Annotated in this window: 21 protein-coding genes; 16 read left to right on the top strand and 5 right to left on the bottom strand. The window is 31.4% G+C overall.

The genetic code is table 11. From position 1 onward, the window contains the following. Window positions 1-8: 8 nt before the first annotated feature. The 5 genes from gcvH (at window position 9) to SYNTR_RS01395 (ending at window position 5836) form a co-directional block, all read left to right on the top strand. Window positions 9-395, top strand: coding sequence for a glycine cleavage system protein GcvH (gene gcvH, locus SYNTR_RS01375; RefSeq protein ID WP_156202830.1), 387 nt, complete (start codon window positions 9-11; stop codon window positions 393-395). Window positions 396-409: 14 nt separating this feature from the next. Continuing rightward, window positions 410-1729: an aminomethyl-transferring glycine dehydrogenase subunit GcvPA gene (gcvPA, locus tag SYNTR_RS01380; protein ID WP_156202831.1), complete on the top strand. Its 1320-nt coding sequence runs from the start codon at window positions 410-412 to the stop codon at window positions 1727-1729. Then, window positions 1722-3173, top strand: coding sequence for an aminomethyl-transferring glycine dehydrogenase subunit GcvPB (gene gcvPB, locus SYNTR_RS01385; RefSeq protein ID WP_156202832.1), 1452 nt, complete (start codon window positions 1722-1724; stop codon window positions 3171-3173). Before gcvPA ends, gcvPB begins: the two co-directional genes overlap by 8 nt. A 3-nt stretch (window positions 3174-3176) precedes the next feature. After that, complete coding sequence (gene lpdA / locus SYNTR_RS01390; protein WP_156202833.1) at window positions 3177-4556, top strand: dihydrolipoyl dehydrogenase; 1380 nt, start codon at window positions 3177-3179, stop codon at window positions 4554-4556. A gap of 392 nt (window positions 4557-4948) precedes the next feature. Then, window positions 4949-5836: an MBL fold metallo-hydrolase gene (locus SYNTR_RS01395; RefSeq protein ID WP_156202834.1), complete on the top strand. Its 888-nt coding sequence runs from the start codon at window positions 4949-4951 to the stop codon at window positions 5834-5836. A gap of 31 nt (window positions 5837-5867) precedes the next feature. On the opposite strand, the gene ligD (SYNTR_RS01400) is transcribed toward SYNTR_RS01395, so the two are convergent. Genes ligD (SYNTR_RS01400) through ku form a run of 3 tightly spaced genes read right to left on the bottom strand, consistent with a single transcriptional unit; the run spans window position 5868 to window position 8598 of the window. Next, window positions 5868-6797, bottom strand: a complete 930-nt coding sequence (ligD, locus tag SYNTR_RS01400) for a non-homologous end-joining DNA ligase (RefSeq protein ID WP_156202835.1) — start codon at window positions 6795-6797, stop codon at window positions 5868-5870. Window positions 6798-6811: 14 nt separating this feature from the next. Further along, on the bottom strand, window positions 6812-7753 hold the full coding sequence (gene ligD, locus SYNTR_RS01405) for a non-homologous end-joining DNA ligase (RefSeq protein ID WP_156202836.1): 942 nt from the start codon (window positions 7751-7753) through the stop codon (window positions 6812-6814). 2 nt (window positions 7754-7755) lie between these two features. Next, window positions 7756-8598 carry a non-homologous end joining protein Ku gene (gene ku / locus SYNTR_RS01410; RefSeq protein WP_156202837.1) on the bottom strand — a complete coding sequence of 281 codons (843 nt, stop codon included), beginning with the start codon at window positions 8596-8598 and terminating at the stop codon, window positions 7756-7758. 224 nt (window positions 8599-8822) lie between these two features. On the opposite strand from ku, the gene SYNTR_RS01415 reads away from it, so the two are divergent. Beyond that, window positions 8823-10007 (top strand): coenzyme F420-0:L-glutamate ligase, encoded by a 1185-nt coding sequence (locus tag SYNTR_RS01415; protein ID WP_156204656.1) that lies wholly within the window; start codon window positions 8823-8825, stop codon window positions 10005-10007. A 307-nt stretch (window positions 10008-10314) separates the two neighbouring features. Here SYNTR_RS01415 and SYNTR_RS01420 read toward each other — a convergent pair whose 3' ends face one another. Next, window positions 10315-10452 (bottom strand): hypothetical protein, encoded by a 138-nt coding sequence (locus tag SYNTR_RS01420; protein ID WP_156202838.1) that lies wholly within the window; start codon window positions 10450-10452, stop codon window positions 10315-10317. Window positions 10453-10780: 328 nt separating this feature from the next. Here SYNTR_RS01420 and SYNTR_RS01425 point away from each other — a divergent pair, with 328 nt between their 5' ends. The 4 genes from SYNTR_RS01425 (at window position 10781) to trxA (ending at window position 14409) form a co-directional block, all read left to right on the top strand. Next, entirely contained in the window at window positions 10781-11950 is a 1170-nt protein-coding gene (locus SYNTR_RS01425) for an ABC transporter permease (protein ID WP_156202839.1), read from the top strand. Between the two features lie 2 nt (window positions 11951-11952). Beyond that, complete coding sequence (locus tag SYNTR_RS01430) at window positions 11953-12678, top strand: PRC-barrel domain-containing protein (protein ID WP_156202840.1); 726 nt, start codon at window positions 11953-11955, stop codon at window positions 12676-12678. A 17-nt stretch (window positions 12679-12695) separates the two neighbouring features. Continuing rightward, on the top strand, window positions 12696-13901 hold the full coding sequence (locus SYNTR_RS01435) for a peptidoglycan binding domain-containing protein (protein WP_156202841.1): 1206 nt from the start codon (window positions 12696-12698) through the stop codon (window positions 13899-13901). Window positions 13902-14079: 178 nt separating this feature from the next. Continuing rightward, the gene (gene trxA, locus SYNTR_RS01440) at window positions 14080-14409 is read left to right on the top strand and encodes a thioredoxin (RefSeq protein ID WP_156202842.1); all 330 of its coding nucleotides are present in this window, start codon (window positions 14080-14082) and stop codon (window positions 14407-14409) included. Window positions 14410-14462: 53 nt separating this feature from the next. On the opposite strand, the gene SYNTR_RS01445 is transcribed toward trxA, so the two are convergent. Beyond that, window positions 14463-15785: a replication-associated recombination protein A gene (locus tag SYNTR_RS01445; protein ID WP_156202843.1), complete on the bottom strand. Its 1323-nt coding sequence runs from the start codon at window positions 15783-15785 to the stop codon at window positions 14463-14465. Window positions 15786-16211: 426 nt separating this feature from the next. Between SYNTR_RS01445 and mnmA the strand changes: the two genes are divergently transcribed. From mnmA to alaS, 6 genes are all read left to right on the top strand, one after another. Next, window positions 16212-17240: a tRNA 2-thiouridine(34) synthase MnmA gene (mnmA, locus tag SYNTR_RS01450; RefSeq protein WP_156202844.1), complete on the top strand. Its 1029-nt coding sequence runs from the start codon at window positions 16212-16214 to the stop codon at window positions 17238-17240. Between the two features lie 218 nt (window positions 17241-17458). Next, window positions 17459-17935, top strand: a complete 477-nt coding sequence (locus tag SYNTR_RS01455) for a hypothetical protein (RefSeq protein WP_156202845.1) — start codon at window positions 17459-17461, stop codon at window positions 17933-17935. Further along, window positions 17926-18102, top strand: a complete 177-nt coding sequence (locus SYNTR_RS11505) for a hypothetical protein (protein WP_197079150.1) — start codon at window positions 17926-17928, stop codon at window positions 18100-18102. Before SYNTR_RS01455 ends, SYNTR_RS11505 begins: the two co-directional genes overlap by 10 nt. 21 nt (window positions 18103-18123) lie before the next feature. Beyond that, entirely contained in the window at window positions 18124-18309 is a 186-nt protein-coding gene (locus tag SYNTR_RS01460; protein ID WP_156202846.1) for a YtxH domain-containing protein, read from the top strand. 82 nt (window positions 18310-18391) lie between these two features. Then, window positions 18392-19336 carry an AI-2E family transporter gene (locus SYNTR_RS01465; protein WP_243140211.1) on the top strand — a complete coding sequence of 315 codons (945 nt, stop codon included), beginning with the start codon at window positions 18392-18394 and terminating at the stop codon, window positions 19334-19336. A 76-nt stretch (window positions 19337-19412) separates the two neighbouring features. Beyond that, window positions 19413-22049 (top strand): alanine--tRNA ligase, encoded by a 2637-nt coding sequence (alaS, locus tag SYNTR_RS01470; protein ID WP_156202848.1) that lies wholly within the window; start codon window positions 19413-19415, stop codon window positions 22047-22049. Window positions 22050-22066 lie beyond the last annotated feature (17 nt).

Here is a 22066-nt window from a genome sequence, read left to right on the forward strand (position 1 = left end):
GGATTATTGTGAACATACCTAAGGATTTATACTACTCTGAGGAACATGAATGGGTAAGAGTAGAAGAGGAGAAAGTATATATAGGAATTACAGATTATGCCCAAAGCCAATTAGGTGATATTGTATTTGTTGAACTTCCAATGGTTGATGAAGAAGTCGAAGTTGGAGGAGAAGTTGGGGTAATAGAATCTGTAAAAGCAGTTTCTGATATGTATAGCCCTGTTAGTGGGAAAATAGTAGAAGTTAATGAAGAATTAGAAACATCACCAGAACTATTAAATGAAGATTGTTATCAAAACTTTATATTAGTTGTACAAATGGATAATCCTGATGACATAAATGAACTAATGAGTGCAGAAAAGTATGAAAAGTATTGTAGTGAATTAGAAGACTAGGGGGTTTTTATTTAATGCGTTTTACTCCTAATCCAAAACCAGTTGTAGAAGAAATGTTAAAATCAATTGGTCTAAACAAAATTGATGATTTATTTGTAGATATACCAAATGACGTTAAATTAAATCGAGACTTAAATATACCTGATGAAATGTCAGAGTTAGAGTTAACCAATCATTTAAAAAAATTAGCATCCAAAAATTTAACTACTGATCAACATGTATGTTTTATGGGTGCAGGTGCATATGATCACTACATTCCACCCGCTGTTGATCAAATGTTATTAAGGTCTGAGTTTTATACGGCTTATACTCCTTACCAACCAGAAATTAGCCAAGGAGTACTTCAGGCAATATTTGAATATCAAACAATGATATGTAATTTAACAGGTATGGATGTATCAAATGCATCCATGTATGATGGTGGTAGTGCACTAGCAGAAGCATGTATGGTAGCAAGTGATTCTACTCGAAGAAAAAAAATATTAGTACCTGATAGTATTCATCCTGAGTATTTAAAAACCATACAAACATATGCTATATCTGGAAAAATGGAAGTAGTGGTTGTACCTTCAAAAGATGGTATAACGGACTCAGAAGCTATTATATCTATGACAGATAAAAGTGTTGCTTGTGTTGTAATTCAACAACCTAACTTTTTAGGCAATATTGAAGATATTACAAATATAGAAAAAGCAATACACGAAAATAAAGGGTTACTAGTTATGGCTGTTGATCCGTTTTCATTAGGTGTATTAAAATCACCTCGTGAATGGGGAGCAGATATAGTAGTAGGTGAAGGACAGCCATTTGGCAATAGTCTTAGTTTTGGTGGACCTCACCTTGGTTTTTTTGCAGCTGATAAAAAATTTATGAGAAAAATTCCTGGTAGAATTGCTGGACAAACCCAAGACCCAGAAGGTAATAGAGGGTTTGTATTGACATTACAAGCAAGAGAACAACATATACGTAGAGAAAAGGCAGGCTCAAATATTTGTTCTAATCAAGCTCTAAATGCATTAGCAGCTAATATATATCTTAGCCTCATTGGGAAAGAAGGCTTAAAACAATTAGCTTTACGCTCACATCAATTAGCTATATATGCTAAAGAACAATTTGAGAAGGTAGGTATTAAGCTTAAATATAATCAACCTTTCTTAAGAGAGTTTGCAATATCTGTTAATAGTCCTACTGAATTAAACAAAAAGTTATTAGCTAGTGGCATAATAGGTGGCTATGAGCTGGATGGTGGTATGCTATTGGCCTTTACTGAGAAAAGAACTAAGGAAGAAATAGATAAGCTAGTATCTTTGATAGGTGGTGAAAACCATGGCTAGATTAATATTTGAAAAAAGTGTAGCTGGAAGCAATAAATTTAAGCTACCATCGTCTGAAGTAAATGAAGTAGCATTAGAAAATAATATTCCTGCAAATTTTTTAAGAAATGAAGACTTTATACTACCTGATATAAGTGAAGTAGAAACTATACGTCACTTTACTGATTTATCAACAAAAGCTTTTGGTGTTGATACAGGTATGTATCCATTAGGCTCTTGTACTATGAAATATAATAACAAGGTTGGAGAATGGTCAGCTCGCTTACCGGGCTTTACAAATGTACACCCATATCAGCCTGAGGAAACTGTTCAAGGAGCATTAGAATTAATGTATGAACTTGAGAGAATGCTATGTGAAATAGGTGGTATGGATCATTTTTCACTTCAGCCAGCTGCAGGTGCTCATGGTGAAATGGCTGGAATCGTTATGATTAAAGCATATCATAACAATAAAGGAGATACTAAAAGAACAAAAATGCTAGTTCCAGACTCAGCTCATGGAACTAATCCTGCTACAGCTAATGTTGTAGGCTATGATACCATTGAAATTAAATCTAATGAAAAGGGCATGGTGGACATAGAAGACTTGCGCTCAAAAATGAGTGATGAAGTCGCAGGTATAATGCTTACTAATCCAAATACATTGGGTCTTTTTGAAGAAGATATAGTAGAAATAGCTCAAATTGTACATGATGGCGGTGGGTTATTATACTATGACGGTGCTAACTTAAATGGAATAATGGGAGTATCTAGACCTGGTGATATGGGCTTTGATATTGTTCATTATAATTTACACAAAACATTTGGTACACCACATGGTGGTGGTGGGCCTGGTTCAGGGCCAGTAGGAGTAAAAGCATTTTTAGCGGATTACTTACCAGTTCCAATGATAGAGAAAAAAGGTGATCAATATAGCTTTAATTACGATATACCAAACTCTATTGGGAAGGTTAAAAACTTCTATGGCAACTTTGGAGTAATGGTTAAAGCTTATACTTATATTAGAGCCCTTGGTAAAGATGGATTACGTGAGGCATGTGAACATGCGGTATTGAATGCAAATTATTTAATGCATCATTTAAAGGATACTTATCATATACCATTTGATAGAGTATGTAAGCATGAATTTATTGCTACATCTAAACATCAAGTTGATAAAAACGGTGTAACAACTCTTGATGTAGCTAAAAGGCTTTTAGATTACAAATATCATCCACCTACAGTTTACTTCCCATTAATTGTAAAAGAAGCTTTAATGATTGAACCAACTGAAACTGAAAGTCAAGAAAGATTAGATAGTTTTATTGATTCATTAAAGCGAATAGCTAAAGAAGCTGAAGAAAACCCAGAGTTAGTTACAACATCTCCTCATGAAGCGGTTGTAGGTAGGTTAGATGAAGTAACAGCAGCACGTAGTCCGAAGGTAAAATGGGAGGCAACTTAAAAAGTGAAGGATTTAGTTATAATAGGTGGAGGACCTGGTGGCTATGTGGCAGCAATACGAGCTAGCCAGCTTGGTCTTAATGTAGTATTGGTTGAAAAAGATAGTTTAGGTGGTACCTGTTTAAATAGAGGATGTATACCTACTAAGTCATACTTTCAAAATGCAAGTGTACTAAACACTGTTAAACAATTAAATGATTATAACATATCAGTAAACGATATAAATTTTGATATGGCTGGAGCAAAACAAAGAAAAGATGCAGTCGTAACTAACTTGGTAAATGGAATAGAGCAATTACTGAAAAGTAACAAAATAGAAGTAATAAAAGGTAATGCAAAAATAATAGAGCCAGGGAAAGTTAAGGTTAATGACCAAGACATTAATACTAAAAATATTATCATAGCCACTGGATCTATTCCAGTAACACTTCCTATAAAAGGTATCGAAAATAAAGGAGTTTTAACTAGTGATGAAATATTAGAAATCACAAATGTTCCTAAAAGTTTAGCTATTATAGGTGGTGGAGTAATAGGATCAGAGTTTGCATGCATATTTAATACTTTTGGTAGTGAGGTAACTGTTTTTGAGTCGCAACCAAATATTTTGGGTATGCTAGATAGTGAAATAGTAAAAAGAATGAACATTTTACTTAAACGTCAAGGTATAAGTGTTAATACCTCAACAATAATAAATGACATAGCCCAAACAGAAAATAGATTGAATATAAATGCATCAACTAAAAAGGGTGACATATCACTTGATGTTGATATGGTTTTAGTAGCTGGAGGTAGAAGACCTAATACAAATGGACTTGGTGTTGAAGAACTTGGTATAAATACTAACAATGGATTTATTAGTGTAGATGAAAACTTTGCAACCAACATTCCGGGAATATATGCAATAGGTGATGTAACAGGTGGTCAGATGTTAGCGCATGTTGCGTCTGAGGAAGGGATAGTTGCAGTAGAAAGAATTTGTGATATAGATAATGAAGTCCACTATCATGCTGTACCTAGCTGTATATTTACTTTGCCAGAAATAGCTACTGTAGGAATGAGTGAAGAAGAAGCAAAAGCTAATAATATATCATATAAAGTAGGCAAATTTCCTTTTGTAGCAAATGGCAAAGCTTTAAGCATGGGACAAACAGATGGTTTAGTAAAGGTAATTGCGGATGATGAAAATACAATACTAGGAGTACATATACTAGGTGCTCATGCTAGTGATTTAATATTGGAAGCAACATTATGGGTTAAACAAAGACAAAAAACAGAAGATATAATAGGCACAATTCATCCACATCCCACATTAGGCGAAGCCTTAATAGAGGCAGTCCTAGACCTAAACAAACAAGCTATTCACATAGCACCAAGGAGAAAGTAAAGGTAATTACTTTCAATTTTGAATTGTTAATTTTGAATTTTTAATTAATGAAGGGAAACTATTGTTTCCCTATTTAATTATATAAAAAGGGAAACCTTGCTTCCCCACAATAATTAAGAATTAAAAATTGATTCTGCTGCAAAAAGTAACTACAACAAACTTAAGGCTGAACAAACATGTTTATCTAAGTCCCGAATAGCAAGGCGTGGTGCATAGATCACGGCTAAGTATAAATAAAAAATCATTTTAGATAATAAGTGCTAAGCTAAAATGGAGGTAAAGACCGATGAGCGGCGTGATAAACATGTTTGCTCAGCCGATTCCATACTCTAAGTTTAGCTTTTTGCAGTGGAATCAAAATTCATAATTAATAATTGTCTCGGAGAGAGTTTATGGAATTAAAGCATATTAGAGGAAATACATATTATTTTGATTTGCAAAGTGTAATTGGTGTTTACATTTTTAATGATTTATCATGTGTTTTAATTGATAGTAGTAATTCAATCAAAATAGTTAAGGAAGTACTCGAAACATTAAAAAAAGAAGGAATAACAATACAGGGAATAATAAACACACATGCCCATGCCGATCACTGTATAGGTAATCAACTAATACAACAGGAGACTAATTGCAAAATCTATGCTTCATCAATGGAGGCAGTTTTACTAGAAAATCCAATAATGTCGCCAATGAGTTTATACTCAGCAGCCCCTTTTAAAGCATTAAAAAACAGATTTTTATTGCAGCCTGAATGTAAGGTTACAGATATTGTCGAACCTGGATTTATAAAAATTAATGATGTAGATTTTAAAATAATAGATCTTAAAGGACATAGTATTCAGCATATTGGAATAAAAACACAAGATGATGTACTGTTCTTAGGAGATAGTATAATCCACTCTAAAATTATTGAAGAATATTACTTTACATATGCAGCAAATGTTAAAGAAATGATAGATAGCTTTACTACTATACAACAAGAAAATTATAGTGAGGTAATTGTTTCACACGGTGGAATTATAAGCGACCTTGAAAAAGCAATAAACCAAAATAATGATTTGCTAAACAATCTTTTTGAACTAATTCTTAAGGAACTAAATACTCCCAAAACAAGAGAAGTGATAATAGCCAATGTTATTGAAAACTTAAACCTACCTATAAATAGAAATCAGTACTTACTAATATTTGCAACTATATCAGCAATATTAACTTACCTAATAGACCTTAATAAAATTAAGGTTTACACTGATAAAACCCATCTTATGTTCATAGCCAAATAATGTATTACTGAAAAGGTATCTGGTGATATATTTAATGAAGTGACTTATTTAGTTTAACACCTAACTCTCTAGCAGCAGAATCTAAATTTTGCTTATCACTCAATACTTCAGCAAACAAATCTCCATATTGTTCAATTCGTTTAAAAACTGTTTTAATATTAAAATCTGTAGGAGTTACTTGTGTTACCTCTTCCCAATTTAATGGTGTAGATACTGGAGCTAGGTCGCGTGGTCGCACACTATAAACAGAGCTTAATGTTTTGCCTTTGACATTTTGCAAGTAATCTATATAAACTTTAGTGCCACGTTGATTAACTTTGCGTTCTATTGTTGATATATCAGGAAGAACTTCACTTACTATCTTGGCAATAGCATGGGTAAAAGTTCTTATATCTTCATAAGTATATTTGCTCATTATAGGAAGATAGACGTGTAATCCAGTTGCTCCAGATGTCTTTACATAACTTCTTAGATTAAGAGAATCAAGAAGTTTTTTTAGTACTAGAGTAATTTGAATTACATTTTCGTAAGTACTGCCCTCCGATGGATCTATGTCAAACACTGCAAAATCAGGAAAGTCAAGAGATTCAACACTTGATAACCAAGGATGCATTTCAATACAGGCTTGATTAGCTAACCATACTAAATCAGATAGCTTTTCAACTAGGATAAAATTTATATACCTTTTGGAATCACTTGAATAAATAGAATGTGTTTTTATCCACTCAGGTGTATGGGTAGGAGCATTTTTTTGATAAAAAAACTTATCAGTAATGCCATCTGGATAACGGGTTACCACTAAAGGTCGATTTTTCAAATGATTTATTAAATAGGGTGCTATTACTGAATAGTATTTAATCAACTCACCTTTAGTAAACCCTTGATCAGGCCATAAAAATTTATCTAAATTAGATAAGGTTAACTCATTACCTTGAATTTCTATACTCTCTTTTTTTGACATAAAAAGTTCTCCTTTTATAATAAACACTCTGATGGATTATTGTTTGTGAAGTTAACTATTACTGGTGATCTAAGGTGCATACTTTCAGTCCATTCAACATAACTTACATTTACTACTAATACAGGCTTTACAAAAGAAAATGTTTTATTAGGTTTTGCTTGGTAATTTACAAACGGTGAATTAGTAATTACTAACTTAGGTAATTCATTAGTTAAACTATTCCATTCATTTACTGTTAATCCGGAACCTACCCGGCCAATATAATAAAGTTCATTATCTCTATAAGCACCAAGTAATAAAGAATTGACAATATTACTCCTACAAGTATATCCTGCTACAACACATAATTGGTTACGGCGATATTTTATCTTAAACCAATCTTTATGTTTTTTTCCGGGTATATATAAACTAGTCTTTTTTTTAGCAACTATTCCTTCTAACTCTTGTCCCTTTATAGCTTCAAATAGTTTTATTCCAGAATTAAAATCTTCTACTAACTGAACAAATTGATTCTCAATTAAAGTATCTGTAAGAATTTTTTTTCGATCTATAAGTGGAGTTTTATGAAGTGGTTTATTATCTTTAGCAAGAATATCAAAAACTAAGTATGTTATTGGAAATAAACTTTTTAAATGATTTATTTTTTCCTTGCTTTTGGCTTTATCACGTCTAATTACTGATTCGAAACTAGGTTTACCAGCTTTAAGCACAACAACTTCACCATCAAGAACTGTATTTTTAGCATTAACTTGATTACTGAGAGTTAATAGTTCTGGATATTGAAGTGTTTTATATTTATAATTGCGATTAATAAGCTCAACTTTATTAGAATTAATGTTGGCAATAATTCTAACTCCATCCCATTTCACTTGATAAACATAGTTTTTATCATCAAAAGGTTCGTTGTGAAGAATAGGAAGCATTGGAGCAATTTTTATAATTTCTTCATATAGCAATATTAACTACCTGTTTTAGCTTTCTTTTTAGTTTTCTTTTTGGTAGTCTTTTCTTTTTTATCTTCTTGATTATTTTCTTCTGCTAGTTTAACACTAGCTTTTAATGCCTCCATTAAATCAACTACATTACCTTGTTCAACATCTGGAGTAGGAGCTACAACTTCTTTACCTACTATCTTAGCCTCTATTACTTCCCATAAAGCTTTGCGATGCTCATTTTCATATTTTTCAGGTTGAAAGTTTGTAGATAGATTTTTTATCAAGCTAACAGCCATTTTAATTTCATTATCATGTAATTTTTCTTTATCTACACCAAGGTTTAAAGATGCAGGAGAACGAATTTCGTCTGGATAAAAAATTGTTTCCATAATTAAAACATTATCTTTTATCCTTAAAGCAGCAAGGGTTTGTTTAGAACGAATAATAACCTTCGCAATTGCAACTTTACTTGTCTCTCTCATGGCCTCAACTAATAAACTATATGCTTTGTCGCCCCCCTCAGAAGGCTCTAAATAATAGGTTTTATCAAAATAAATTGGATCAACTTCGTTTAATTCAACAAAATCTAAAATATCGATTGTCTTTGTGTTTTCTAATGGAATCTTTTCAAAATCTTCTTCATTCATAATTACATAATTTCCTTTTTGATATTCATACCCTCTTACAATTTCTTCATTATTAATTTCTTTATCACAATTTGAACAGTATTTTTGATATTTAATTGGAGACATACATTCTTTATGCAAATAATTAAATTTAATATCTTTACGCTCTGTAGCTACATACATTTTTATAGGTATATTAACTAGACCAAAGCTTACTGCACCTTTCCATAAAGTTCTCATAATAATTACTCCTTTTCATAATATTACAAATGCAATCAAAAGAACCGTCCCCATGATTACCTATTTATTAAAAACATTTTTGATATTATGATTAATAATTATTAAAAATTTATTCTTATAATTGTATTCAATATTAATTATTGATAAATAATTAAATTTACGGTATATTTAAGCGGGGACTGTTATGAAAATAGTCTCCAAAAATTCAAAAAGGGATGTTGAGAGTGGGAAAATTACCTGATTATATTGGAATATCAGCTTTTGGTATTAAAATGGGTGTTATTATACCAGGTAGTGATGTTGTCAATATGGTTTATGAGGCATTACAAAAGTTAGAGAGTGATGGTTTATTAGATGATGGAGATACAATTTGTGTGACCGAATCTATTGTCGCAAGAGCACAAAATAATTACGTAACTGTAAAAGACATAGCTGATCAAGTAACAAATAAACTAAATTTAAAAAAAGACAGCAAAATTGGAGTAGTTTTTCCGATTTTGAGTCGCAATAGATTTTCTTTAATACTTAAGGGATTAGCTAAAGCTGTCCCACAAGGTGAAGTTGTAGTTCAATTATCTCATCCGTCTGATGAGGTTGGTAATCAAATTTTACCCTATGATTTTGCGGAAAATATAGGCAAAACTAATGGGGAAATAATTACATGTCAAGACCTTGGTAATAATCGTTATAAGCATCCTATTACCAAAGTTGATTATATAAGTCTATATGAAGAGATAATTAAAGAGCAGGGAGCACAAGCCAATATATTTCTATGCAACTCTCCTTCAAAAATAACAGAATTTAAATTAGATGGAATTGTAGTTTCTAGTGTGCATAATAGACAGAGGGTTTTAACTAAAATAAAAGAAACTAACCAAAATAGTATTACTCTGCAAGAACTATGTAATGAAGGTGATTGTTCTTCCGAGTGGGGATTACTTGGAAGCAATATATCTGCGGGAGATAAGTTGAAATTGGCTCCTAAAGCTGCTGATGAAGTTGCTAGATTAATACAGGAAAAAGTCATAAAAGATATAAATAAAAAAGTAGAAGTAATAATATACGGAGATGGAGCTTACTGTGATCCAACAACTGGCATATATGAGTTAGCCGATCCTAAGCCAACATTTGGAATGACAGATGGTTTAAAAGGGAAGTATCGAGAAGGAGTGAAATACAAATATTTGGTTGATCAACTTTATAGCGAAGGTGCAGATTTAGATAATATTGAAAAAACATTACAAGCTAAAAGCAAAGATTTTGATAAATATAGTATTGAGGCAGAAGGTACTACTCCTAGAAAAACTGAAGATTTAATAGCAAGTCTAGCTGACCTAGTTAGTGGATCAGCTGATGCAGGTACACCAGTAATTGTTGTAAAAGGATTTTTAAACGGTAGAATAAATTAAAATATATAAAACCCGTAACCTCTATTGTTACGGGTTTTATATTTGTCCCTTTTTCTGTTTTGCGAAACTAATTATTGATTCTGCTGCAAAAAGTAACTACAAAGAACTTAAGGTTGAGCAAACATGTTTATCTAAGTCCCGAATAGCAAGGCGTGGTGCATAGATCACGGCTAAGTATAAATAAATTTTACTTTAGATAATAAGTGCTAAACAAAAATGAAGATAAAGACCGATGAGCGGCGTGATAAACATGTTTGCTCAGCCGATTCCATAGCTTAAGTTTAACTTTTCGCAGTGAAACCATTATTTAATTTTGCCAGATAGTAGCAACACATGACCGTGTCCGATACCCTCTGAGATGCAAATCTACACCAGCATCTATTGGAATATGATTCATATATTGAACTCCACCACCTATCATAACATCTCCACTAAATCCGAACATTTGTGAACCATGATTGCTTTCCTGCGTGAGCAACAGCAGTACGTGTAGTTTCTACCACAAAAACTTTTCTCATACCTCCTATTTAAGGCTTCTTTAAACATAACAGCTCGAATTATTTTCAATTATACCTTAAACATTTTTTTGCTCATTAGTAAGTATTAATTGAAATTTCATTTTATTTTTCGAAATAAAATCTTAAGTAGCTACAAAAAAATTGGGGATAAATTAGATTAAGTGGCTTAAATTGAATTTTAAGAAAAAAATTGAAGGAAATAGATTTGTGTTGTCGAAAATTTATTATCGTGACAAAAAATAAAAGGGGATTGAAATGAGAGAATATATACTCTATTCAATACTAATATATCTACCTATTGGCTCTTTATTAGGTTATTTTTTGTATAGATATAACTTTTCTAAAAAAAACATTTATTGCTATATTTTAGCTATATGGTTATTAATAATGCTTTTTCCAATTAGTTTAGTTAATCTTGGTGTTTTATTAACTATGGCAGGGTATTTAATAGTTTTTAGTTTTTTGAGTTATTTTTTAATTAAATTTTCAAGCGATAATATGATTGATGTAAAAAATAAAAGAGAAGATGAAATAAAAAATGATGAAATTGATAATAACATAGAGGTTAGTGATCAAAAAAAGTTAAAAACTATTTGTAAAGAAGAAGATATAAATCTAAATACCTGTCCAAAAGAAGTAAATAATAATATATATCATATATATTCCAATGGAGTAGATAATGATAACACAAATGAAAATAATGTTAAAAATGATGCTGAAAATGATAAAGATTTAAATAATTTGCAGGATATTATTAATAAAGAAAAATTTAATATAAGTCATTATATAGAAGAAGTAGAAAATGCAGAACATATAGAGCATATAGAAGATGTAGAAAATACAGAAAATATAGAGCATATAGAAGATATAGAGGAAAATAAAAAAGATAATGATAATCTTAAAACAGAGGATATGAAAGATATAAATCAATTAAATGAGTCTATACCTGAAGCAGAAGAAAATATTGAATTTATGGAACATATTGAAGATATTAAGGAAGAACATATTGAGTCAGAAGAAAATAATAATCAGAAAATTGAAAGCTTACTTGAGATAGCTTTTGAACTAAAATCCAAAGAAAAACTATTAGAAGCTAGTAAGCAATTTTATGAAGCATGGAAATTAACAAATGAATTAGATTTAAAATACATGTTAACTTGGGAGTTAATAGGTATTTATCAAGATCAAGGTCTTTATGATGAAGTTAATGCTTTTTTAACAGAATATTTGAGTTTATTACCCCCGGATACCAGTATATATAAGGAACTACAGCATAAAAGGTTGTTTTTTGAATTCACTAAACAAGAATTAGAAAAAGTTGGTATGTCTAAGGTGCCAATATCAGACGTTCCTCGGTTAGTTCGTATTAGAGTAGCAGAGCAGTTACACTTGCAATTAGAAGATTCTAAAGAAGGGAGTATGTAACTATGAAAAAAAGTCAGGAAATTATTGGTCTTCCTGTTTTTTCAATCATTGATGGGAAAAAAATTGGACAAGTCAAAGATTTAGTTGTTAATCCAGAAGAAGGTAAAGTGGAATTTATTTTAGTTAGCAATGGTAGTTGGTATGTTGGCGCAAGAGTACTACCTTACAAGGCTGTAATGGGAGTAGGGGAACATGCGGTTACAACTGAAAGCGATAATCAACTTACTAATATCAGCGAAACCAATAATGCAAATAGTTTGCTAGAAAGAAATGTAGAATTAAAAGGTAATAGGGTATTAACTAATAAGGGTAATTTAATTGGAATTATTAGTGAATATTCAATTGATGAGGAAACTGGAGAAATTTTAAGCTTAGAGTTTAAAACAGCTCAAGATGAATCAGAAACTGAAAATATAGAGGCAAGCCAAATTTTAACTTACGGGGCCGATGTTTTAGTAGTAAAGGAACAAATTGCAAGCAGTGATACAGATACAAGTAATACCAATCAAGAAAATGCTGAAGTTATTACTGAAGATAATAAGTCAGAAGGAGCTACTTTGTTTCTAGAAAAACAGAAAAACTTTTTAATGGGGAAACAAGTGACTCAAGATATTAAAAATGCTGATGGTGAAATAATTATTACTAAAGGTGCAACTGTTACTGAAGATATTCTAAAAATTGCAGAAAATAATGATAAGTTTGTAGAGTTATCTCAATGTTGTAATTAAATCTTAGGAGTTTTGATATGACATATAATAAAAATTTTATACATAAGGTCATATCTTTAACATTATTAGTAGTTTTGTTAACTTTAACAAGTGTGTCGTATATATTAGCTGATCTGGACAGTAGATATTATCCATCTAATTTTTTTGTGGGTAATGTATCAGTTGCAGGTATGACCTATAACGATGCGTTTACAAAACTACAGAATGAGTTTGGGCAAAACAATTTAATAATAAAAAATGAAAAAAAAGAAGAAAAAGTTTCATTTGACCAAATCGGAATAACATTTAAAACTAATAATACACTCGAACAATTAGAAAGTTATCTTAATAAAGAAGATTTTTTAAGACATATTAAAATTAGAGGGGAAAAACAAGTGTTTTATCCCTTATTTAATTATTGTGAAGAAAACCTATATAAAGAGTTATTAAAACTCAAAAAGGTGTATGATAGACCTGCAATTGATGCAAAAGTTTTAATTAAGGAAAATGAATTGGTATATACACAAGAAATACATGGAAGTTTTTTAGATGTGGATGCAACTATTAAAGAACTAATAAATATTATTGAAGCTGGATATTTACGTTCAGCAAAAGCTAAAGTAATTGTTGAAGAACCTGAAATATATTATGAAGACATAAAGAATATAAAACACTTAATGGGAATATATATAGCTTCAGTGGATTCTATCAATGATAAAGAAGTAAAACAAATAACCTCACAATTAAATGAGACGATAATAATGCCATTAGAGCATTTTTATCTAGAGAAGAAATTTTCTGAAATTGATAGCTCTAGTAAACTTAATAATATAATTAAAAAAGGTTTATATGAAGCTTCAAAAACTACAGGATTAGAAATTATAAAAAAAGATAAATATAAAAATTTAACCTTAAAGAATAATTTACAAAACCCAATAATGTTGTCAACTAAATTTAAAGAAGATAAAATAACTATTAAAATATATGGGTATCAATCTCAAGAAGAAAAATCTATAGATGTAGTGAAAGAGATAGTTAAGCACCCAGCTGAGATTGATTTTATTATAGATAAGCAGTTGAAGCCAGGCGAAAGGATAATAAAACAGGAAGGTGAGCCAGGTAAAGAAATTAAGACATATAAGATTATTAGTAAAGAAGGTAAAGAAATAGAAAGATCATTACTTAATGTAGATTATCAATCAGGTGAAAAAACCATAATTCTTCAAGGATCAGATAATAAATAGACTGTTTAGGAGGCAAACTAATGGAAGAACTAGCTAAAAGAGTAAGACAAGATGTTATATATTCATTTGTTTGGATAGCAATTTCGATGGTGTTAGGTATAGCCTTATACTACTATCTTTGGTAGATTAAACATATAGTATAATATATTTATACTTACTTATTTAAGGAGGGGTTTTTTTGGCTGAGGTACTTACTTTAGAAAACAATAATTTTGAAGATCAAGTAATTAATTCCGAACTCCCAGTCTTAGTTGACTTTTGGGCACCTTGGTGTGGGCCATGTAAAATGATAGGACCTATAATTGATAATCTAGCAGTCGAATATTCAGGCAAAATAAAAGTAGGAAAATTAAATGTAGATGAGAATAAAGAGATTGCTGTACAATTTGGAATTAGAGGAATTCCCACTATACTTTTCTTTAAAGATGGAACTGAAGTGCAAAGAGTGGTAGGAGCGAAAAATAAGGAACAGCTTAATAAACTAATTACTGAAGTAATAGGACAATAAAAGCAATAAAGCGAGTCAAAGGGGGCGGTTCTTTTTGACTCGCTTTTTTTGAGTCAAAAAGAACCGTCCCCTTTGACTCTTTCTTCAAGAAATTTCTTAATTATCTCCTCATAACCATTTGAAGTTGGATTATAAAATTTATAGTCTTTAAGTTCTTCTGGTAAATAGCTTTGCTTGACATAGCCTTCGAAATCGTGTGGGTATTTGTAGCCTATTCCTTTATTAAGCAAATGGGACTTTGAGTGTGAATTATCTGCTATGTGTTTTGGCACATTTATATTACTTATGTTTTTTACAGTTGTTAAAGCATTATCAATTCCAGTTTTACTAGTATTACTTTTAGGCGCAGTAGCTAAATAAATTGTAGCTTGAGCTAATGGAATTCTTGCTTCTGGTAGCCCCACTACCTGAAGTGCATGAAAAGCTGAAGTTGCTACAACTAAAGCATTAGGGTCAGCTAACCCAATGTCTTCTGCAGCATGAACAATTATTCTACGAGCGATAAATTCTGGATCTTCTCCACCCTGAAGCATTACTGCTAACCAATAAAGAGCAGCATCTGGGTCAGAACCTCGTATACTTTTTATAAAAGCTGAAATTGAATCATAATGATAATCACCTTTTTTATCATATTTAATTAAAGGTTGTCCTACAATCTTCTCTACTAATTCCTTATTAATGAATAAAGTGTTGTCATTTGTATAAGAATTTGATATTGTGTCCAAAATGTTTAGAGCTGTCCGTGCATCACCTTTAGAAACTTTGCTAATTAAATCAAGACTGTTATCTTCAATAGTTATATCTAATTTACCTAGTCCCCTAGACTCATCATTTATAGCGTTTGTTAAAACCTTACTTATATCTTCTGCCTTTAAAGCTTCGGTTATATATATTTTCATTCTAGATAATAATGCATTATTAAGTTCATACAAAGGGTTTTCAGTAGTAGCACCAATTAATATAAGAGTGCCATCTTCAACAAAGGGTAAAAGAACATCCTGCTGAGATTTATTAAATCTATGGATTTCATCTAGGAATAAAACTGTTTTTTGATTGTGGTATTTCAGTCTATCTAGTGCATCTTTAGAAATGGTTCTAATTTCTGAAACCCCACTAGTAACAGCCTTAATATAATCAAAATGTGATTTGGTTACCTGGGATATTATTTGGGCTATAGTTGTTTTTCCTGAACCAGGAGGGCCATATAAAATAAATGAATGTAATTGATCCTTTTCTATTGCTTGTCTAAGAGGGGAACCTTTGCCAACTATGTGTTGTTGTCCAACTACTTCATCTAAGTTTTTAGGACGCATTCTAAAGGCGAGGGGTGCATTTTCGTTCGTTTTGTTTTTTATATTTATATCAAATAAATCCATTATATTTCTCCTTTGTCTATTTATGCTCAAATTATAAAGCAGTTAATAAACTGTAACAAGCTTGATTACTATTAAAATAGATGTTATAAAAATATAATATTGATTCCACTGCGGAAAGTAATATTTAGGCAAAAGCATTTTCGTTTTCTTTGCAAATATGTTTTGGTAGTGGAATCAATTCTTAATTCTCAATTCTTAATTTTTAATTGAAGTTAGGAAACAAAGTTTCCCTTTATTATTGATATTATATAATATATAGAAAAGCTTTGCTTTTCATCGTTAATTAAGAATTAAAAATTTAAAATTCAAAATTGATTTTGCTGTGGAAAATAATATTCATACAAGAACATTTAATAATTATTCATTGTTTGCTTCAATAGTAGGGTTTTTGCAGTAAAATCAATATTGTAAATAAAGGAGATAATTATGAAGGTAGCAGTATTAATGAGTGGTGGTGTTGATAGTACTATAGTTGCCTTGCTTTTAAAAGAACAAGGCTATAATATAATGGGTTTAACCATGATTAATTGGGATAAAGAGGTTGGTTATAAGGCGCAAAAGGTAGCTGCTAAGCTGGGTATAGAACATCAAATAGTTGATCTTAGCAGGCAGTTTTCTGATAATGTAGTTGACTATTTTTGTAAAAAATATAAAGAAGGTCATACTCCTAATCCATGTGTTGAATGTAACCGTAATATAAAATTTGGGGAACTGCTCAATATAGCTAAAAATTATGGTTGTGACAAAGTGGCTACTGGTCATTATGCACAAATTGAATATGATGAAAAGAAAAAAAGATATTTATTAAAAAAAGGTGTTGATACTAAAAAAGATCAAAGCTATTTTCTATATGCATTAAAACAAAACCAATTATCAAATATTATGTTTCCCCTAGGCGACTTAACTAAAGAACAAGTTAAACAATTAGCAATAGATTATAATTTTAGTGAAGTGGCAAATTCTGCTGAAAGCCAAGAGGTATGCTTTATTACAGGGGATTATAGAGATTTTTTAAGCACAAGAATAAATCAAAAAAGCGGAAAGATTATTGATACAGCTGGGAAATTGCTAGGAAACCATAAAGGTCTAGGTTATTATACTATTGGTCAAAGAAAAGGGCTAGGTATAAGTGCAGGTAGGCCATTATACGTAATTGATTTAGATATAGAGCGTAATCAATTAATAGTAGGAGATGAGCACGAATTATATAAAAACAAATTAACATCGACTAACAATAATTTTATTGCTATGAATGAATTAAACGATGAGTTGAGAGTTAAAGCTAAGGTTAGATACCGCGCTAAAGAATCTGAAGCAAATATAATACCGAAGCCTGATAAAACTATAGAAGTACAATTTGTAAAGCCTCAAAGAGCTATTACACCTGGACAAGCAGTTGTATTTTATGATGGAGATTATGTTGTAGGTGGAGGGGAGATAGCTAGGGAGCTCTAATATGTAAATTGGTAATTGGTTTCACTGCTAAAAGCTAAATTTAGACTATAGAATCAGCTGAGCAAACATGCTTATCACGTCACTCCTCGGTCTTTTTAAGTAGTGATTATTACAAGATAATTTAACTATAACAAAAAGTGCACTTTTTAAGTGCATTTTTTTTGTTATTTAAGGCAAAAATAGTAAATAAGATTATTCATCTACAGGGAGGTTTGCATTTGAAGTTGCGCAATTTAAAAAACTTACCTGTTTTCTATAGGGATACAGCTCAGGTAATTGGAAGAGTAGAAAGAGCTATAATTGGTGATTCGTTTGAAATAGCTTATTTAATAATAAACTCAGATGATAGAACCCAAAAAATGATAAAAAAAAGTGATTTTCACATTGGGCATAATTCCATTGTAATTAATGATTTAGATTGTATTAAATCATATGCTCATGGGGAAGAATTAACAATATATGAACAAAAAATTGGAGATACTTTATTTGATAAAGAAGGCAAAGAATTAGGTGTATTGAGTGATTTTGTAGTAGTAAAAGACCAAAAGCAAATTAGTGGTGTAGAAGTTTCTTCGGGAATAATACAAGATTTGCTTGAAGGAAGACAAGAACTCCCTTTAGATCAAATTCATTGGGCTAGTGCTAAAAGCGGTGTGATTAATGAAGAAGGAGGTGAGGAGACTGGATGGTCTTAAAATGTCCAGTTTGTAGAGGTTTGCAGGTAGGTAAAGTAGGCAGTGATCAGTTTTACTGTTGGGCTTGTTTTTTAGAATTTAATTATGATAAAGGAAAAACCAATATATATGAGGTAGCTGAAGACGGTACATTATTAGCTTGGGAAAAACCATCGCAATTGTTATAACAATAAATGGAGGTGACATTAGTGAAAGATTATTGGAGTGGTTTTGTATTTGGTGCAGTAATTGGAGCAGCAGCAACCATACTATATTTTAATGAAGAAAAGGATGTCAAAGCTGTAGCAAGGCAGGTAAAAGCAAAAAGTGGTCGGGCACAAAACTTTGTTAGTGAAATGGGTAATGAATTAGGTGATAGGATGAACAAAATGTAGGAGAATTTAAATGCTCAAAAGCAAAGTTTTTCGCTATATATTTTTTGCGGTGGTGGTTACGGCCACCATTTATTTTTTATATTTGTTAAAAGAAATTGTTTTTACATTTTTTATAGCAGGTATTTTAGCATATTTAATATTTAGACCAGTAATGTATTTTGAAAAAAAGGGAATAAAAAGAGTTTGGTCTATTTTAATTGTTTATTTTATTGTTATAGGTTTTATTTTAATAAGTGTTTGGTTTGCAGCACCTAGAATAATGGATGAATTAACTGAGGTAGCTTCTATGTTGCCGAGATATGCTGATCAGGCAGAACATATGGTTGATGAAGTGGAAAAAATGCCACTTCCACATAAGCTTGATAAGATAGTTGATGACAATATAGCTCAGATAGAAAACTATATTTATAATGGTATAAATAATTTATTAGGGGGTGTTTATGACTTTCTAACTAGAGTAATAGCCTTAATTTTTTCACCTATTTTAGCTTTTTATATATTAAAGGATTGGGAATATATTAGAGATTCATTTCTAGAGTTTCTACCTCCAGGTGCTAAGAAAGATACAATTGTAATAGCTGACGAAATTGATAGTGTTTTAGTAGAATTTCTCAAAGGACATCTATTAGTAGCAGGAATAGTTGGCTTATTAGTGGGATTAGCAGCTGTTATAATAGGTGTAAAATATCCGGTAATTATTGGGGTTATTGCTGGAGTAAGTAATCTTGTTCCTTATTTTGGACCTATACTAGGCGGGATACCAGCCATAGGCATTGCACTTTCAGAATCCTTAGCTTTAGCTATATATATGTTTATTGCACTTGTATTGGTCCAACAAGTAGAAGCTAATGTAATAACTCCTAGAATAATTGGAGATAAATTAGGTATAAATCCATTAACTATTGTATTCGCTCTTCTCGCTGGTGGCAAATTATTTGGTTTAATTGGATTGCTTTTAGCTGTACCAGTTATGGCATCTCTAAAAGTAATAGTGAAATTTGCATATTTAAAAATAGTTGAACAATAAACCGTCATTTATTGACAATCGGTGCCTAATAAAAGAAAATAGTATTCAAAGCGAGAGGGAAAGAGGAGGTAATGATGTGTGGACTAGTAATGAAGTAAGAAAACTTTTTTTGGATTATTTTGAAGAAAGGCAACATGCGGTGGTGGAAAGTTCATCCTTGGTACCAGCAGATGATCCAACACTGCTATTTACTAATGCTGGCATGAATCAATTTAAAGATGTTTTTTTAGGGATAGATAAACGCAATTATGATAAAGCAGCTACATCGCAAAAATGTGTCCGTGCTGGTGGTAAACACAATGATCTTGATACAGTTGGAAGAACACCTAGGCACCATACATTTTTTGAAATGCTAGGCAATTTTTCGTTTGGTGATTATTTCAAAGAAGATGCAATTATATATGCTTGGGACTTTTTAACTAATGTTGTTAATCTTCCCAAAGAAAACCTATGGGTAACAATCTTTCATGAAGATGATGAAGCCAAGGACATCTGGCTAAAGGTTACTGATGTAAAAGCAGAAAGAATACTTAGACTTGGAGAAGAAGAAAACTTTTGGAGTATGGGTGATACAGGTCCATGTGGCCCTTGTAGCGAAATCATGTATGATAGAGGTGAAAAGTATTCTTGTGGACATGAAAATTGTTTAATTGGTGTGTGTGATTGTGATAGATGGTTGGAAATATGGAATTTAGTTTTTATGCAGTTTAATCGCGAACCAGATGGAGAACTAAAGCCTTTGCCTAATCCAAGTATTGATACAGGTATGGGTCTTGAAAGGATTTGTTCGATTCTTCAACAAAAAGAAAGTAATTTTGAAACTGATTTGTTTATACCAATTATTAAAAAAATAGAAGATTTAACTGGCAAGAAATATAAAGCAGATGAAGAAGGTTTTCCTTTTAGGGTAATAGCTGATCATAGTCGAGCCTGCACATTTTTAATAGCGGATGGAGTATTGCCTAGTAATGATGGAAGAGGATATGTTTTAAGAAGGATTTTACGTAGAGCAGTTAGATTTGGTAGGCATTTAGGGATAAAAGAACCATTCTTATATCAGAATGTTGATGTTGTTACAAGTATTATGGAAACACCTTATCCAGAACTAAATGAAAAGAAAGATTTTGTTAAAGAAGTTATTAAGATGGAAGAAGAAAGGTTTTTTGTAACATTAAATGAAGGTATTAAAAAGGTCGAAGAAATGATTTCAACTGCTAAAAGTGATAATCGTTCAACAATAACAGGTCAAGAAGCATTCATGCTGTACGATACGTATGGATTTCCATTAGATTTAACTGAGGATATGGCAGAAGAAAATGGTTTTGAGGTTGATACTCAAGGGTTTAATCTAATGATGGAAGAACAACGTGAACGAGCAAGAAAAGCTAACAAAAGTGATGGGGCATTTGTTGAAGAACAAGTAATAAATGAAATACTTGAAAAAATACCAGCAAGTAATTTTAATGGATACAATAACCTTGAAGAAAAGAGTACTGTGCTAGCTTTGATTAAAGATGGAGAGGCTATTTCTAATGCTAAAGATATTGAAGTAAGCATAGTTACTGAAGCAACTCCTTTTTATGCTGAAAGTGGTGGACAAGTAGCTGATAAAGGTAATATAAAAAATGCAAAATGTGATTTTGCTGTAGAAAATGTACAAAAAGTGGCAAGCTGGATTTTACATCATGGTAAAGTTTCTGGAGAAATAACTGTTGGAGATACAGTTGAATTATTAGTAGATCAAAACCATAGATTAAATACAGCTCGAAACCATACTGCAACTCATTTATTACATAAGTCTCTAAGGAAAGTTGTAGGAGAGCATGCTCAGCAAAAAGGGTCATTAGTTGAACCAGAAAGACTTCGCTTTGATTTTTCACACTTACATGCATTAACTGAAGAAGAATTATTAGAAATAGAAAATAAAGTAAATGAATATATATGGAGTATGAGTAATGTTGAAGCAACCAATACAGATATTAATTCAGCAAAAGAAATGGGAGCAATAGCTTTATTTGGAGAAAAATATACTGAAGAGGTAAGGGTTGTTTCAGTTGCAGATAGCATTGAGCTTTGTGGAGGCACACATGTAAGTAATACCGGGCAAATAGGTTTGTTTAAAATACAGAGTGAGGGTAGTATCGGTTCTGGTTTAAGAAGAATAGAAGCTGTTACTGGAAAAAATGCATTTGAATATCTGAATCAAGCTGAAGCTAAATTACAAGAAATTTCAGCTTATTTAAGAACTACTCCTCAAGAAACCTTATATAAAATTGATGCATTAAACAAAACAATAAAAGAAAGAGAAAAAGAACTAGAATTACTAAAATCTAAACTAACTAAAGAATCTAGTGAAAGTTTACTAGACAAAGCAGTTGAAATTAATGGTATAAAGGCGTTAATTGCTCAAGTAGATGTAGAAGATGCAAATATACTTAGACAAAATGCTGAAATGCTTAAGGATAAGCTAGGTAAAGCAGTTGTAGTTTTAGGTGCTGTTACTGGTGATAAAGTAGGCTTGGTATGTTTTGCAAGTAAAGAAGCAGTTAACCAGGGTGTTAACGCTGGAAATATTATTGGCGCAGCTGCTAAAGTGGCTTCTGGTGGCGGTGGTGGTCGTTCTGACATGGCTCAAGCAGGAGGTAAGGATGTTACAAAACTACCAGATGCGTTATCTACTGCAAGAGAATTGGTAGAAAAAACCCTTTCTTAATTGAAGGAATCTAAAGT

This window comes from Candidatus Syntrophocurvum alkaliphilum, assembly GCF_009734445.1.
GTDB lineage: Bacteria > Bacillota > Syntrophomonadia > Syntrophomonadales > Syntrophomonadaceae > Syntrophocurvum > Syntrophocurvum alkaliphilum.